11 protein-coding genes are annotated in these 14,415 nt (G+C 69.5%); 7 read left to right on the top strand and 4 right to left on the bottom strand.

Annotated features, from left to right (window positions below):
• Nucleotides 1–67: 67 nt before the first annotated feature.
• Complete coding sequence (locus tag PSEJ35_RS0108750) at nt 68–1,615, bottom strand: transglycosylase SLT domain-containing protein (protein WP_028917449.1); 1,548 nt, start codon at nt 1,613–1,615, stop codon at nt 68–70.
• Between the two features lie 113 nt (nt 1,616–1,728).
• Here PSEJ35_RS0108750 and PSEJ35_RS0108745 point away from each other — a divergent pair, with 113 nt between their 5' ends.
• Both PSEJ35_RS0108745 and greB read left to right on the top strand, forming a co-directional pair.
• A complete protein-coding gene (locus PSEJ35_RS0108745) occupies nt 1,729–3,285 on the top strand; it encodes a helicase HerA-like domain-containing protein (protein ID WP_028917448.1) in 1,557 nt (518 codons plus the stop codon).
• Between the two features lie 29 nt (nt 3,286–3,314).
• Nucleotides 3,315–3,818: a transcription elongation factor GreB gene (greB, locus tag PSEJ35_RS0108740; protein ID WP_028917447.1), complete on the top strand. Its 504-nt coding sequence runs from the start codon at nt 3,315–3,317 to the stop codon at nt 3,816–3,818.
• A 54-nt stretch (nt 3,819–3,872) separates the two neighbouring features.
• Here the strand turns inward: greB and rimO are convergent, their stop codons facing one another.
• Nucleotides 3,873–5,240 (bottom strand): 30S ribosomal protein S12 methylthiotransferase RimO, encoded by a 1,368-nt coding sequence (rimO, locus tag PSEJ35_RS0108735; protein WP_028917446.1) that lies wholly within the window; start codon nt 5,238–5,240, stop codon nt 3,873–3,875.
• Between the two features lie 370 nt (nt 5,241–5,610).
• Here rimO and PSEJ35_RS0108730 point away from each other — a divergent pair, with 370 nt between their 5' ends.
• From PSEJ35_RS0108730 to PSEJ35_RS17460, 3 genes are read left to right on the top strand one after another with little or no spacing between them, the layout of a single operon-like run.
• Nucleotides 5,611–6,309 carry a dienelactone hydrolase family protein gene (locus PSEJ35_RS0108730; RefSeq protein ID WP_028917445.1) on the top strand — a complete coding sequence of 233 codons (699 nt, stop codon included), beginning with the start codon at nt 5,611–5,613 and terminating at the stop codon, nt 6,307–6,309.
• A complete protein-coding gene (locus PSEJ35_RS0108725) occupies nt 6,306–6,713 on the top strand; it encodes an HIT family protein (protein WP_028917444.1) in 408 nt (135 codons plus the stop codon). The genes PSEJ35_RS0108730 and PSEJ35_RS0108725 overlap by 4 nt, the downstream gene beginning before the upstream one ends.
• A gap of 34 nt (nt 6,714–6,747) precedes the next feature.
• Nucleotides 6,748–6,912: a DUF5668 domain-containing protein gene (locus tag PSEJ35_RS17460; protein WP_028917443.1), complete on the top strand. Its 165-nt coding sequence runs from the start codon at nt 6,748–6,750 to the stop codon at nt 6,910–6,912.
• Nucleotides 6,913–7,178: 266 nt separating this feature from the next.
• On the opposite strand, the gene dcd is transcribed toward PSEJ35_RS17460, so the two are convergent.
• Nucleotides 7,179–7,754, bottom strand: coding sequence for a dCTP deaminase (gene dcd, locus PSEJ35_RS0108715; RefSeq protein WP_024869618.1), 576 nt, complete (start codon nt 7,752–7,754; stop codon nt 7,179–7,181).
• A gap of 423 nt (nt 7,755–8,177) precedes the next feature.
• Complete coding sequence (gene apbC, locus PSEJ35_RS0108710; RefSeq protein ID WP_232207618.1) at nt 8,178–9,248, bottom strand: iron-sulfur cluster carrier protein ApbC; 1,071 nt, start codon at nt 9,246–9,248, stop codon at nt 8,178–8,180.
• 162 nt (nt 9,249–9,410) lie between these two features.
• Here apbC and PSEJ35_RS15860 point away from each other — a divergent pair, with 162 nt between their 5' ends.
• Nucleotides 9,411–12,320, top strand: coding sequence for a TonB-dependent receptor (locus PSEJ35_RS15860; RefSeq protein ID WP_084635494.1), 2,910 nt, complete (start codon nt 9,411–9,413; stop codon nt 12,318–12,320).
• 83 nt (nt 12,321–12,403) lie between these two features.
• The gene (locus PSEJ35_RS0108700) at nt 12,404–14,395 is read left to right on the top strand and encodes a S9 family peptidase (RefSeq protein ID WP_028917441.1); all 1,992 of its coding nucleotides are present in this window, start codon (nt 12,404–12,406) and stop codon (nt 14,393–14,395) included.
• The last annotated feature ends 20 nt before the right edge of the window (nt 14,396–14,415 follow it).

Genomic DNA, 14,415 nt, shown 5'->3' with positions numbered 1-14,415 from the left:
CTGTCCTCCGGCCACCCGCCGGCACGCGCGCCCGTCGTGCCGGCTGCCGGTCATCCGGCGTGGTGCCTCAACCGCGGCAGCCTTCCAGCTTCAGCTGCTGCCCGGCGCGCACGCTGTAACCCGGCGCCTTCAGCCCGTTGGCGCGCGCCAGCGACTTCACGTCGCAGCCGTGCTTCTGCGCGATGCGGCCTAGGGTGTCGCCCTTGGCCACGCGGTAGCTGCCCGGCCTGGGCTTCGCCCTGGCCGGCGACGCCGGCACCGGCGCGGCGCCCGGCAGCGGCACCAGGTCGCCCACCGCCACCGTGCCGGCCGGGGTGTCGCGGACCAGGGCGGCGGTAGGATCGGCGCGCACCAGCGCCTGCGCCAGCTGCGCACGCGCGCCGCCCGTGCAATGGCGCTGGTACAGGCCGACGATGTGGCTGGTGGCGTTGAGCACGGTCCCGGCCGGGATCCAGCTGTCGGCCTCGTAGCGCGGATTGAGGTTGCGCAGGGCGCGCATGTAGCCGTCGCGGCTGCCGCTGTTGCCCAGGCAGATGGTCAGCTCGTAGATGCTCGCCGGCGCGGCCAGCTTCAGCGTGGCCGGATGCGGCTCGACCTTCGGGAACACCACGCCGTACTGCTTCGGGTGCAGGTAGATCCACGCCGCGGCGATCACCATCGGCACGTAGTCGCGGGTCTCGATCGGGAACTGCTCGTAGGCGGAGACGTTCCAGAAGCCGGTGCCGCCGTAGTTGCGGTGCACGCGCAGCGCGCGGCCCTCGCCGCCGTTGTAGCCGGCCAGCGACATTTCCAGGTCGTTGTTGAGCTGCTTCAGGCGCTCGTTGAGGTAGGCGGCGCTGGCGGCGGCGGCGCTGCGCGGGTCGTAGCGGGTGTCGAAGCCGGTGCCGTCCGGACCCAGGCCGAAGCGGCGCCCGGTGGCCGGCATGAACTGCAGCGGACCGGCGGCACCGGCGCGCGAGGTGGCGTGCACGCGGCCGTTGGATTCCTTGGCCATGATCCCGAACAGCAGCGCCTCCGGCAGGCCGCGGCGCTCGAACTCCGGCCACATCAGGTGGCGCATGTACTGGTAGTTCTCGTAGCTGGTCATCAGCTGCGGGCGCATGTCGGTCAGCCAGCGACGGATGCCGGCCTGGATCGCCGGGTTGAACTGGACCATGTGGTCGAAGGCGTGGCGGCGGTCGTCGCCAAGCAGGCGGATCGTGCGCGCGGCCTCGGGGATGTCCGCGGCCAGGGCGGTATCGGCCTCCAGCGGCTCGTCCTCCTCCAGGCCTTCGTCCTCCGCGGAGGCCACGTCCACTTCGGTCTTCAGCAGGCGCTTCCACGCGGCGAGCATGTCCGACATCGGGCAGCCCTTCTGCTTGGCGCAGGCGTCGACCACGTCCTCCATGTCCTCGAGCGCGGCGTTGCTCTCCTCCACGCCCTTCGCGTCGCCGTTGCGGACCAGGACCACGGCGTCCTTGTAGCGCTGCTCGGCGGCGGCCATGCGCTGGACCATCGCCTCGGAAGCGGCGCGGTCCTTGGCGGACACCCGCTGGGCAAGGGCTGGGGCGGGCAGGCAGGACAGGAACAGGAGCGCGGCCAGCGGCCAGCGCGTCTTCAGCAGCACAGCGGACATCGGGACTTCTGCGGCACGGAGCGGCAGGCAGGGTAGCCCTGCGCGGCGGGGCGCGGCAACCCGGCCCGGCCCGCTAGAATCCCCGGACGAACTGGAATCCACTGGGGCAACGAATGGACCCGATCCTGCTGGGCAAGGGCGTCACCGACGACGTCGCGGTCACCCTGCTGCCGAAGTACGGCAACCGCCACGGCCTGGTGGCCGGGGCCACCGGCACCGGCAAGACGGTGACCCTGATGACCCTGGCCGAGGGCTTCTCGCGGATCGGCGTGCCGGTGTTCATGGCCGACGTGAAGGGCGACGTGGCCGGCCTGGCGGTGCCCGGCGAAGGCGGCGAGAAGCTGCAGGCGCGGGCCGCCGAGATCGGCGTGGCCGACTGGGCCCCGGCCGCCAGCCCGGTGGTGTTCTGGGACCTGTACGGCAAGCTGGGCCATCCGGTGCGCACCACCGTCAGCGAGATGGGGCCCACGCTGCTGGGCCGCATCCTCGAGCTGAACGACACCCAGTCCGGCGTCCTGGACATCGTGTTCAAGCTGGCCGACGACCGCGGCCTGTTGCTGCTGGACCTGGACGACCTGCGCGCCCTGCTCAACCTGGTCGCCGAGGAACGCAAGGCGATCTCGGCCGAATACGGCCTGGTCAGCCCGCAGTCGGTGGCGGCGATCCAGCGCGCCCTGCTGCGCCTGGCGCAGGACGGCGGCGAACGGTTCTTCGGCGAGCCGGCCCTGGAGCTGGCCGACCTCATGCGCGTCAACCACGACGGCCGCGGCGTGATCGGCATCCTCGCCGCCGACCAGCTGATCCTCAAGCCGCGCCTGTACGCGACCTTCCTGCTGTGGCTGCTCAGCGAGCTGTTCGAGACCCTGCCGGAGGTCGGCGACCTCGACAAGCCGAAGCTGGCCTTCATCTTCGACGAGGCGCACCTGCTGTTCGACGACGCGCCGGCCGCGCTGAAGCAGCGCATCGAGCAGGTCGTGCGCCTGATCCGCTCCAAGGGCGTGGGCGTGTACTTCTGCTCGCAGTTCCCCGACGACGTGCCGGACAACATCCTCGGCCAGCTCGGCAACCGCGTGCAGCACGCGCTGCGCGCCTACACCCCGCGCGACCAGAAGGCGGTGAAGACCGCGGCGCAGACCTTCGTGCCCAATCCGAAGCTGGACGTGGCCGCGGCGATCTCGCAGCTGGGCACCGGAGAGGCGCTGGTCAGCACGCTGCAGGACAAGGGCGTCCCCTCGCCCGTGCAGCAGACGAGGATCGCCCCGCCGCGCTGCCGGATGGGCGCGATCACCGAATCGGAGCGGATGAAGGTGCGCGCCGGCAGCCCGGTCGGCACCCGCTACGACACCGCGGTCAACCGCGAATCGGCCGCCGAGCTGCTGGCCGCGCGCGTGCAGGCCGCCGCCCAGGACGCACCGGCCGCCGGCAAGGACCCGGCGGAAGGCGGTTTCGGCCAGAAGATCAACGAATTCCTGTTTGGCACCAGACGCCGCCAGGGTGTGGTCGAATCGGTGGCCAAGCAGACCACGCGCAACGTCGGCGGCTCGATCGGCCGCAGCGTCGGCAGCTCGATCGGCGAGAGCATCGCCGGCAAGGCCGGCAAGAAGTACGGCGGCCAGATCGGCAACCAGATCGTGCGCGGCATCCTCGGCGGCATCTTCGGCCGCCGCTGATCCTTCCCACCTGCAGTCCCCGCAATCCGATGTCCCGCTGGCGTCCCCCTCCCGAGAAAAGCACCGCCCTGATCACCCGCGAAGGCCACGAACGGCTCAAGGCCGAGCTGGACCAGCTGTGGCGGGTGCAACGCCCGGAAGTGGTCAAGGCGCTGGCCGCGGCGGCGGCCGAGGGCGACCGTTCGGAGAACGCCGAGTACACCTACCGCAAGAAGCAGCTGGCCGAGATCGACCGGCGCGTACGCTACCTGAGCAAGCGGGTGCCGGCGCTGCGCGTGGTCGACCAGGCGCCGGCCGATCCGGAGGCGGTGTTCTTCGGCGCGTGGGTGGAACTGGAACGGCTCGACACCGGCGAGGTGGCGCGCTACCGCATCGTCGGCCCGGACGAGACCGACGCCGGCGCCGGCTGGATCAGCATCGACTCGCCGCTGGCCCGGGCCCTGCTGAAGAAGCGCATCGACGACGAGGTCGAGGCGCAGCTGCCGGGCGGGCCGGCGCGGTTCGCGATCGTCGCGGTGGACTACGAGGTGTGATGGCGATGGCGCGCCGACGAGCGCGCCACGGCCCCAGCCGCCGGAATCCGTCGCTCAGAGCACCCGCAGCGACAGCGACGGGGTGTCGCCGGTTTCGGCGTATTCGACTTCGCCGTAGAGGTCGTGCTCGTCGCTGCCCATGATCCGCACGTCGACGAACTCGCCCGGCTGCAGGCCGGCGTCGCGGCCGTCCTGGATCTGCACCACGCCGTCGATCTCCGGCGCATCGGCCATGGAACGGGCGATCGCCAGTTCGCCGTCGAGGAAGTCGACCAGGCAGCGCTGCACGCTGCCGACCTTGGCTTCCAGGCGCGCGGCCGAGATTTCGCCCTGGCGCTCCATGAAGCGGGCCAGGCGTTCCTGCTTCACTTCTTCCGGCACGGCGCCGGGCAGCTCGTTGGCCGCCGCGCCTTCCACCGGCGAATAGGCGAAGGCGCCGACGCGGTCCAGCTGGGCCTCGTCGAGGAAATCCAGCAGCTCTTCGAACTCCTGCTCGGTCTCGCCGGGGAAACCGACGATGAAGGTCGAGCGCAGGGTCAGCTCGGGGCAGATCGCGCGCCAGCGCTGGATCCGCTCGAGGGTCTTGTCGACCGCGCCGGGACGCTTCATCAGCTTGAGGATGCGCGGGCTGGCGTGCTGGAACGGGATGTCCAGGTACGGCAGCACCTTGCCCTCGGCCATCAGCGGGATGACCTCGTCCACGTGCGGGTACGGGTAGACGTAGTGCAGGCGGGTCCAGGCATCCAGCTCGGACAGGCCTTCGCACAGCGCCTTCATGCGGGTGGCGTATTCCCTGCCGCGCCAGGTACCCGGTGCGTAGCGCATGTCCACGCCGTAGGCGGAGGTGTCCTGGGAGACGACCAGCAGTTCGCGCACGCCGCCCTTCACCAGGCGCTCGGCCTCGCGCAGCACTTCGTCCACGGGGCGCGAGACCAGGTCGCCGCGCATCGAGGGGATGATGCAGAAGCTGCAGCGGTGGTTGCAGCCCTCGGAAATCTTGAGGTACGCGTAGTGGTGCGGCGTGAGCTTCAGGCCGTAGTCCGGCACCAGGTCCAGGAACGGGTCGTGCTTCGGCGGCAGCGCCTTGTGCACGGCTTCCATCACGCTGGTGTAGTCCTGCGGGCCGGACACCGACAGGACGTCGGGATACTGCTCGCGGATCATCTCCGACTTCTTGCCCAGGCAGCCGGTGACGATGACCTTGCCGTTCTCGTTCATCGCCTCGCCGATGGCGTCCAGCGATTCGGCCACGGCGGAATCGATGAAGCCACAGGTGTTGACCACGACCACGTCGGCGGCGTCGTAGCTGGGCACGATGTCGTAGCCTTCGACCCGCAGCTGGGTGAGGATGCGCTCTGAATCGACGAGGGCCTTCGGACAGCCGAGGCTGACGAAGCCCACCTTGGGGTTCTGCAGGGACATGGACGCTGGACTGGGGCCGGGACGGTGGCGGACCCGGCATGGCCGGGGGCGCGGGATTATACCCGGCCGGCCCTTCCGGCCCCTGACCGTAAGACAAGCTGCCGGCGGGCCCCTGTAGAGCGGGGCCTACCCCGCTGCCTCATGCCACGCTGCTCCCCCAGACGGTGGGAGTCGGGCAAGCCCGACTCTACGAAGCACTCCCACCGGCAGGGGCTTCCGTTCCTGTAGCCCGGATAAGCGAAGCGCATCCGGGGCGTAGGCGTGCATGCCGGCGATGACGCCCGTCCGCTGCCGGCTGCTCCCTTCGGCCTTCCGGCCTACATGCGCCCAGCGTCCATAATGGAAGGCCCACCCTCCACGGGAGCCAGCCATGGGCCAATGGACCACCCTCGACACGCCCGCCGGCACGATCGCGGCCTGGCAGGCCGAACCTCCTGCCCAGCCGAAAGGCGGCCTGGTCGTCATCCAGGAGATCTTCGGGGTGAACCCGCACGTGCGTGCGGTGGCCGACGGCTATGCCGCGGAGGGTTACGCGGTGCTGGCACCGGCGTTCTTCGACCCGGTCGAGCGCGGCGTCGAACTGGGCTACGACGAAGCCGGCTTCGCCCGCGGCCGCGAACTGGTCGCCCAGCTGGGCATCGACGCGGCGATGCAGATCGTCGAAGCGGCGGCCGGACACCTGCGCAGGCACCTGGCCGCGTCGCAGGCGCCGCAGGCGGTCGGCACGGTCGGCTACTGCTGGGGCGGCACGGTGGCGATGCTGTCGGCGCTGCGCCTGGGCCTGCCCTCGGTGTCCTACTACGGCGCGCGCGACGTGCCGTTCCTCGAAGACCCCGCCCTGGTCGCGAAGCCCAGGGCACCGGTGATGTTCCACTTCGGCGAGCAGGACCCGTCGATTACCGCCGAGGCGGTGCAGAAGCACCGCGAGGCCCTGCCGTCGATGCCGGTGTACACCTATCCGGCCGGACACGCCTTCAACCGCGACGTCGATCCGAAGGCCTACCACGCGCCCAGCGCGGAGCTGGCCCGCGAACGCAGCCTCGCTTTCCTGGCGGAGCACCTGCGGTGAGCGGGTTCGAACTGGAGTCCCGTCTGGCGGCCGACAGCGTGTTCATCGCCGACGGCCCGCTCTCGCAGGTGCGGCTGATGGACGACACGCGCTTCCCGTGGCTGCTGCTGGTGCCGCGCGTGCCCGGCGCGGCGGAGTGGATCGACCTGGACGGCAGCCAGCAGCGCCTGCTGCTGGCCGAACTCAACCGGGTCTCGCAGCTGCTGCGCGCCGAACCGGGCGTGGAGAAGCTCAACATCGGCGCGCTCGGCAACATCGTCCGCCAGCTGCACGTGCACCTGGTCGGCCGCCATGCCGGCGACGCGGCCTGGCCGGGCCCGGTATGGGGCAGCGGACCGATGCAGCGCTTCGAGGCCGACGCGCTGCAGGCGCGTGCGGCGCTGTGGCGTTCGCGGCTAGGATAGGCGCCCTCCTTCCCCGACCGCCGACCTCGCCACCATGGGCTCCAACGTCTTCGCCGCGCTCGTCCTGATCGTCCTGGGCCTGTTCTTCCTGGCCCGCAACCTGGGATGGATCGACAGCGGGCTGGGCACCCTGCTGGCCACCTGGTGGCCGGCGATCCTGGTCGCCGTCGGCGTCGGCATGCTGCTCAAGCGCCGGTAGAGCGGGGCTTGCCCCGCTACCCACGCGTGGCGAAACCACACCCGGGACGGCACCAGCGCCCCGGCAGGCGGATCAACGTCGTCCCGTAGAGCGGGGCTTGCCCGCTACCCACGCCCGGCGAACCCACACCCGGGCCCTCACCCGCTCCAGGCGGATCGACGGCGGGCAGCAGCGGGGCAAGCCCCGCTCTACACCAGACCAGCCACCGCCGACGCAACATGAAAGGGCGCGGAAATCCGCGCCCTTCCCTCGACCAGCCGGGACCGTCAGGTCCGCGGCAGGGTCACTCCGGTCTGGCCCTGGTACTTGCCGCCGCGGTCCTTGTACGAGGTCTCGCACACGTCGTCGGCGTCGGACTGGAAGAACAGCATCTGCGCCACGCCCTCGTTGGCGTAGATCCGCGCCGGCAGCGGCGTGGTGTTGGAGAACTCCAGGGTCACGTGCCCTTCCCACTCCGGCTCCAGCGGGGTCACGTTGACGATGATGCCGCAGCGCGCATAGGTGCTCTTGCCCAGGCACACCACCAGCACGTCGCGCGGGATGCGGAAGTACTCGACCGTGCGCGCCAGCGCGAAGGAATTCGGCGGGATGATGCACTCGTCGGCCTCGATGTCGACGAAGCTCTTCGGGTCGAAGTTCTTCGGATCGACGATCGTGGAGTTGATGTTGGTGAACACCTTGAACTCGCGCGAGCAGCGCACGTCGTAGCCGTAGCTGGAGGTACCGTAGCTGACGATGCGATGGCCATCGGCCGCGTGCTTCACCTGGCCCGGCTCGAACGGCTCGATCATCCCGTGCTGTTCGGCCATGCGCCGGATCCAGCGGTCGCTCTTGATGCTCATGCGGTATTCCCTGCGGGCCTGGCCCGTGAACGGGCGATTGTAGAGGGCCGCCGGGCCGGCTGCACATGCGCGCGCATTGGCCTTCACGGGCTGGCGGATGCCCGCGGCCGGTGGATGTCCCCGGCCGCATGAGAAGCAGCGGGGCAAGCCCCGCTCTACAGGATGCACCGCACGCCTTCGATGGCCCCTCGTCCAGAAGGGGGAGCTAAAGAACGAAGCCACGACCCGGACGTCCCCGAGGACGCGGTGCTCCGGGGGCGTGGCACAAGCAGCACATGGATGTGCTGCGCTCGCGCGTTGGAGCCATGGATGGCGGAACCGCGTGATGCGCCATCCCCGCGGAGCGCCGCGGCTCCGTCCGAAGCCGACGCCCGCAACGCCGTTGCCGTTGCTGTCTCCGCCCTTCCGCCCGACGCCGCCGGATCAAGCCAGCGTCGAGGCGATCGGGATCGAGGCCCGCGGGCGGCCGGCCAGCTGCGCCGCCATGGCCTGCGCCGCACGCAGGTAGGCCTGCGCCGGGGCCGAATCCGGCGCCGCCGCGACCACCGGCGTGCCAACGTCGCCCTGCTCGCGGATCTGCAGGTCCAGCGGCAGCGAACCCAGCAGCGGCACGCCGTAGCGCTCGGCCATCGTCTGCGCCCCGCCCTGCCCGAACAGGTGCTCCACGTGCCCGCAATTGCTGCACACGTGCACCGCCATGTTCTCGACGATGCCCAGCACCGGCACATTGACCTTCTCGAACATCTTCAGCGCCTTGCGCGCGTCGAGCGTGGCGATCTCCTGCGGCGTGGTGACGATCACCGCGCCGGCCACCGGGATCTTCTGCGCCAGGGTCAGCTGGATGTCGCCGGTGCCCGGCGGCAGGTCGATCAGCAGGTAGTCCAGGTCGCCCCAGTGCGTGTCGGTGAACAGCTGGGTCAGCGCCGAGGTCGCCATCGGGCCGCGCCAGATCATCGGCGTGTCGGTGTCGACCAGCAGCCCGATCGACATCGCCTCCACCCCGAACGCCCGCATCGGCTCGATCGACTTGTCGTCCGGGCTCTCCGGCCGCCCCGACAGGCCCAGCATGGCCGGTACGCTCGGCCCGTAGACGTCGGCGTCCAGCACGCCGACCCGCGCACCCAGCCGCGCCAGCGCCAGCGCCAGGTTCACCGCGGTCGTGGACTTGCCCACCCCGCCCTTGCCCGAGCCCACCGCGATCACGTTGCGCACCCGCGGCAGCGGCGACAGGCCGGCCTGCACCGCATGGGCGGCAACCCGGTTGTGCACCTCGAGCCTGGCCGCAGCGAAGCCATGGGCCGCGGCGGCAGCCTCGACCTGCGCCACCAGGGCCTGCGGCACCGGGCCCAGCGGCCAACCGGTGGTCAGTTCGACCTGGCAGGCGCTGCCGGAAGGCCTGGCCTCCCAGCGCGCGCGGGGCGGCGCCAGGGCCAGTCCCGTGACGGGATCATGGAGGTTCTGGAGGGACTGGATGAAATCGGTCACGGGGGTCATGGCTTTGTCGCGGAGGTAGTCACAAGGTCATTGTGACAAACGGATACAAATGGAATTAAAAGCGTGTTAATGTCCGTTCAGGCCCGCTGTTGGGGCCTCATTCAGGTTCGGCCTCGGGAGTGGTGGCCGATGTTAGATCAATGACTTAGGGGAACCTAAATAATGAAATACGCGCCTGCACCCGCAAGGCACCGTCTCTCGGCCGCCCTCCTGACCGCGCTCATGCTGCCGCTGGCCGGCGCTGCGTTCGCCCAGGACGGCCAGACCGAGGAGTCGAACACCTCCACCAACCAGCAGACCTCCAGCCAGGGCGCCACCACCCTGGACCGCGTCTCGGTGGTCGGTTCGCGCATCAAGCGCTCCGAGATCGAAGGCCCGGCGCCGGTCATGGTCATCACCCGCGCGGAGATCGACCGTGAAGGCTTCCAGACCGTCGGCGACATGCTGCAGACGCTGAGCCAGAACACCACCAGTTCGTTCACCGGCGACCTGGGCGTGACCGGCTTCACCCCGAACGCCCAGGTGGTCAACCTGCGCAACCTGGGCCCGGGCTACACCCTGACCCTGATCAACGGCCGCCGCCCGGCCCAGTACCCGCAGCCGTACAACCGCGACAACAACATCGTCAACGTCGCTGCGATCCCGAGCTCGATCGTCGAGCGCATCGAAGTCCTGACCGGCGGCGCCTCGGCGATCTACGGTTCCGACGCCGTCGCCGGCGTAGTGAACATCGTCCTGCGCGAGAACTACGACGGCAACTTCGTCCGCCTGACCACCGGCACCACTGCCGAGGGCGGTGGCGACTCGGTCAACCTCGAGTTCACCGGCGGCAAGACCGGCGACCGCTGGAGCGCCGTGTGGGCCTTCCAGTACTCCGACCGCGAGCCGGTGTTCGCCGACCAGCGCCACTTCATGTCCGATACCCGCCACGGCCCGCTGGGCGACCTGGCGGCCCCGTCGCTGTCGCATATCGCCATCCGTGGCGCCAACGTGGGCGACGGCGCGGTCGGCACCAACGCGTTCTTCCCGGGCGCCGCGGCGTGCGAAGCGATGAACATGGTGGCCTACAAGAGCGCGACCCGCGGCGACATCTGCGGTTCCTTCACCACCAGCGCCTCGCGCTCGATCTCGAACAAGCGCCAGTTCTACTCCACCTACGGCTACGGCACGTTCGACATCACCGACACCACCCGCCTGTTCGCCAGCGCGAACTACTACTCGACGAAGGCCAAGTCGAGCGGCGGCACCGAGTTCTGGGGCACCAGCGGCGACCGCTTCAACACCACCGCGTCGGGCGGCACCTCGGTGTACTACTACGACACCCAGGCGCGGAACTTCCTGCAGCTGCAGCGCATCTTCACCCCGCAAGAGCTGGGCGGCCCGGAAGCGGCCTCGACCCTGTACGACGAGTACAGCTACGACGTCGCCGCCGGCATCCAGGGCGTGTTCGCCGACCGCTTCGACTGGGAACTGAGCGCCAGCTACGGCCTGTACAACTACGAAGCCGACCGCCCGCGCCTGCTGGCCAAGGCCGTGCATGACTACTTCCTCGGCCCGCGCCTGGGTTACGTGAGCGGCTACGCGGCCCACGCCCTGAACCTGGACCGCTGGAACAGCCCGATCACCCCGGAGATCTACCGCTCGTTCGCGACGCGCGTGGTCAACCGCGGCGAGAGCACCGTCTCCAACGTCAACTTCAACGTCAGCGGCGACCTCTTCGAGCTGCCTGCCGGCTCGGTCGGCTTCGCCGGCGTGCTGGAGTGGAACCGCCAGACCACCGACCTGCTGAGCGACCCGCGTACCAACCAGCTGCGTCCGCTCGACGACCAGACGATCTACAACCTGACCAGCTCGGGCGAGACCCACGGCGAGCGCGACCGCTACGCCATCGGCGCCGAAGTCCGCGTGCCGATCCTGAACTCGCTGAGCGCGCAGATCGCGGCCCGTTGGGACAAGTACGACGACATCTCCGACGTCGACGCGGCCACCACCTACAACTTCGGCCTCGAGTGGCGTCCGGCGGACCGCCTGCTGGTCCGCGGTTCGTACGCCACCAGCTTCCGCGCGCCGGACATGCAGCTGATCTACGCGCAGGGTGCTGCCTCGTACTCGAGCATCCTCGACGAGTACGCCTGCCGTGCCGGCGTCGGCGTCGCCCAGGCCCTGGGGCCGCGTACCCGCACCCAGTGCAACGTCACCGGCGACCCGACCATCTACCAGTCGCAGACCCTCATCGCCGGCAACCCGGGCCTGAAGGAAGAAGAAGGCGAGTCCTGGACCGCCGGCTTCGTGTGGGACATCGTCGACGACATGTCCCTGTCGGTCGACTGGTACCGCATCCGCCTGAAGGACGCTGCCTCGCAGTTCGACGCGGGCACCCTGCTGCAGCGCGAAGCCGCCTGCCGCCTGGGTACCTACGCCGACGGTTCGCCGGCTCCGGACAACGCGTTCTGCCAGAGCCTGTACGGCCTGATCACCCGTATCGACGCCCCCGGCACCCCGGACCACCTGCGCATCCAGCGGATCAACAACTCGTACATCAACACCGCGCTGCAGGACACCACCGGTATCGACGCGAGCTACAAGTACCGTCTGAATACCGACCGCCTGGGTTCGTTCAACTTCGACCTGTCGTACTCGCTGCAGCTGAGCAACAAGTTCAAGCAGGAGCCGACGGACGACCTGGTCGATTACCGCGACCTGCCGCCGAGCCAGAACTACTGGTATCCGGAGCGTAGCCGCGCCCGCGGCAGCGTGAGCTGGATGTACGGCGACTGGACCACCACCGTGTTCGGCACCCGCTACGGCTCGGCCTGGTCGCGCGCCGAAGTGGCCGGCCGCAACTCGGCCGGCGGCTACTACGGTCCGCGCCTGCAGCCGTACATGCTGTACAACCTGACCCTGGCCAAGAAGTTCGGCCCGAACGTCCAGGCCCAGCTGCAGGTCGTCAACGTGCTGGACAACCAGTACCGCGAGGACAACAGCTACACCGCCTATCCGTTCTTCAATCCCTGGCTGGGCGCCGACCCGCTGGGTCGCCGCTACTACGTGAGCATCGCGTACCGGTTCTAAGCCCCGGCGAAGGACCTGCAACAAGGGAAAAGCCCGGTGCAAGCCGGGCTTTTCTCTGTCACCCACCATCGAAAGGACTCCCGATGAAGAAGATGCACGCAGCCCTGCTGGCGCTGGCCCTCCTGCCCGGCGTGGCCGCCGCGGCCCAGCCGCTGCCGGTCGAGGAATTCGTCAAGCATCCGCTGTACAGCACCGCGAAGATCTCGCCCAACGGCGACTACCTGGCCATCACCGTCGACTACGGCGACCAGGACGTGCTGACCGTGATGCGCACCTCCGACCTGAAGATCCTCAAGGTCAACCAGCTCCCGGACAAGAAGAGCGTCGGCGCCTTCTACTGGGTCAGTCCGGAACGGCTGATGTTCAACGCCGTGCGCAAGATGGGCGGCTATGCGCAGCCGTTCTCCACCGGCGAATGGTTCGCCGTCAACGCCGACGGCACCCTGCCCCGCCCGCTGATCTTCTACGGCACCCGCGACGCCACCCAGCGCAGCAAGGCCGTCGGCAGCGCCCGCTTCAGCCTGGTCGACACGCTCAAGGACGACGACGTGAACGTGGTCATGCGCGCGTCCACGCCGCGCTCCACCGAAGGCGCCGGCACCGAGCTGGTCCTGCTGGACACCATCAGCGGCCGCCGCACCCCGCTGGCCCGCGCGCCCAAGGAAAACTGCGACATCGTCCTCGACGCGCAGAAGCAGCCGCGCTTCTCGGTGTGCTCGTCCAGCCGCGACGAGGAAGGCGAATACGACGAGCGCACCGAGCTGTACCGCCGCGACGGCCGCGAATGGACCCTGGTGAATGCCTCCAGGACCGACGGCAAGCACCTGTGGGTCGAGCAGGTCACCGAGGACGGCACCGTCTACGCCATCCAGAGCGACAACAAGTCGCCGCCGGCCATCGGCACCCTGGACGTGGCCACCGGCGAGTTCAGGCAGCTGTTCCAGGATCCGGTCGCGGAGATCTCCGACTACCTGTGGTCCACCGACGGCAAGACCCTGCTGGGCGTAGTCACCGAGGCCGGCGCGCCGCAGGTCCAGCTGATCGACGAGACCCATCCGGACGCCGAGCTGTACGTGTCGCTGGCCGACGCGTTCCCGGGCGAGATGGTCGACTTCTCCAGCCACACCCAGGACGGCCGCAAGATCATCGTCGCCGTCTACAGCGACAGCAATCCGGGCGAGCTGTACCTGTACGACCGCGACACCAGGCAGGCGCGCTTCCTGATGCAGAGCCGCCCGCAGCTGGACAAGGCCGGGATGGCCACGGTCAAGCCGTTCAGCTTCACCGCCCGCGACGGCATGCGGGTCCACGGCTTCCTGACCATCCCCAACGGCTCGGACGGCCGGAACCTGCCGCTGATCGTCAACCCGCACGGCGGCCCGATCGGCCCGCGCGACCACTGGCGCTTCAACGGCGAAACCCAGCTGTTCGCCTCGCGCGGCTATGCCGTCCTGCAGGTGAACTTCCGCGGCTCCAGCGGCTACGGCAAGGCCTTCCAGGATGCCGGCCACCGCCAGTGGGGCCAGGGCATCCAGAACGACATCGTCGACGCCACCCACTGGGCGATCAGCAACGGCTACGCCGACAAGGAGCGCATCTGCATCTACGGCGGCAGCTTCGGCGGCTATTCGGCGCTGATGGCGCCGATCCGCGCCCCGGGCCTGTTCAAGTGCGCCTTCGGCTACGTCGGCGTGTACGACGTGGACATGCTGTTCAAGAAGGGCGACATCCCGCAGCGCGAGTCGGGCCTGCGCTACCTGCGCCGCACCCACGGCACCGACACGAAGGAGTGGGCGGAGAACTCGCCGGCCCGCCGCGCGGCGGAGGTGAAGATCCCGGTCTACCTGGCCGCCGGTGCGCGCGACGAACGCGCCGTGCCCGAGCAGACCGAGCTGATGAACAAGGCGCTGATCGCGGCGGGCAACCCGCCGGAGGGCATGATCATCCAGTCCGGCGAGATGCACGGCTTCTACGACGTGCCGAACCGGGTGAACCTGTACACGAAGATGCTGGACTTCTTCGGCCGCCACATCGGCGGCAAGGCCACCGTCGGCACCCCGACCCGCGCCGACTGACCCAGGGCGCGGATGGCCGG

The sequence above is a fragment of the Pseudoxanthomonas sp. J35 genome, from assembly GCF_000513995.1.
Classification (GTDB): Bacteria; Pseudomonadota; Gammaproteobacteria; order Xanthomonadales; family Xanthomonadaceae; genus Pseudoxanthomonas.
Note: the sequence above shows the minus strand (reverse complement) of the source record. Positions and strands in the feature narration are given on the sequence as shown.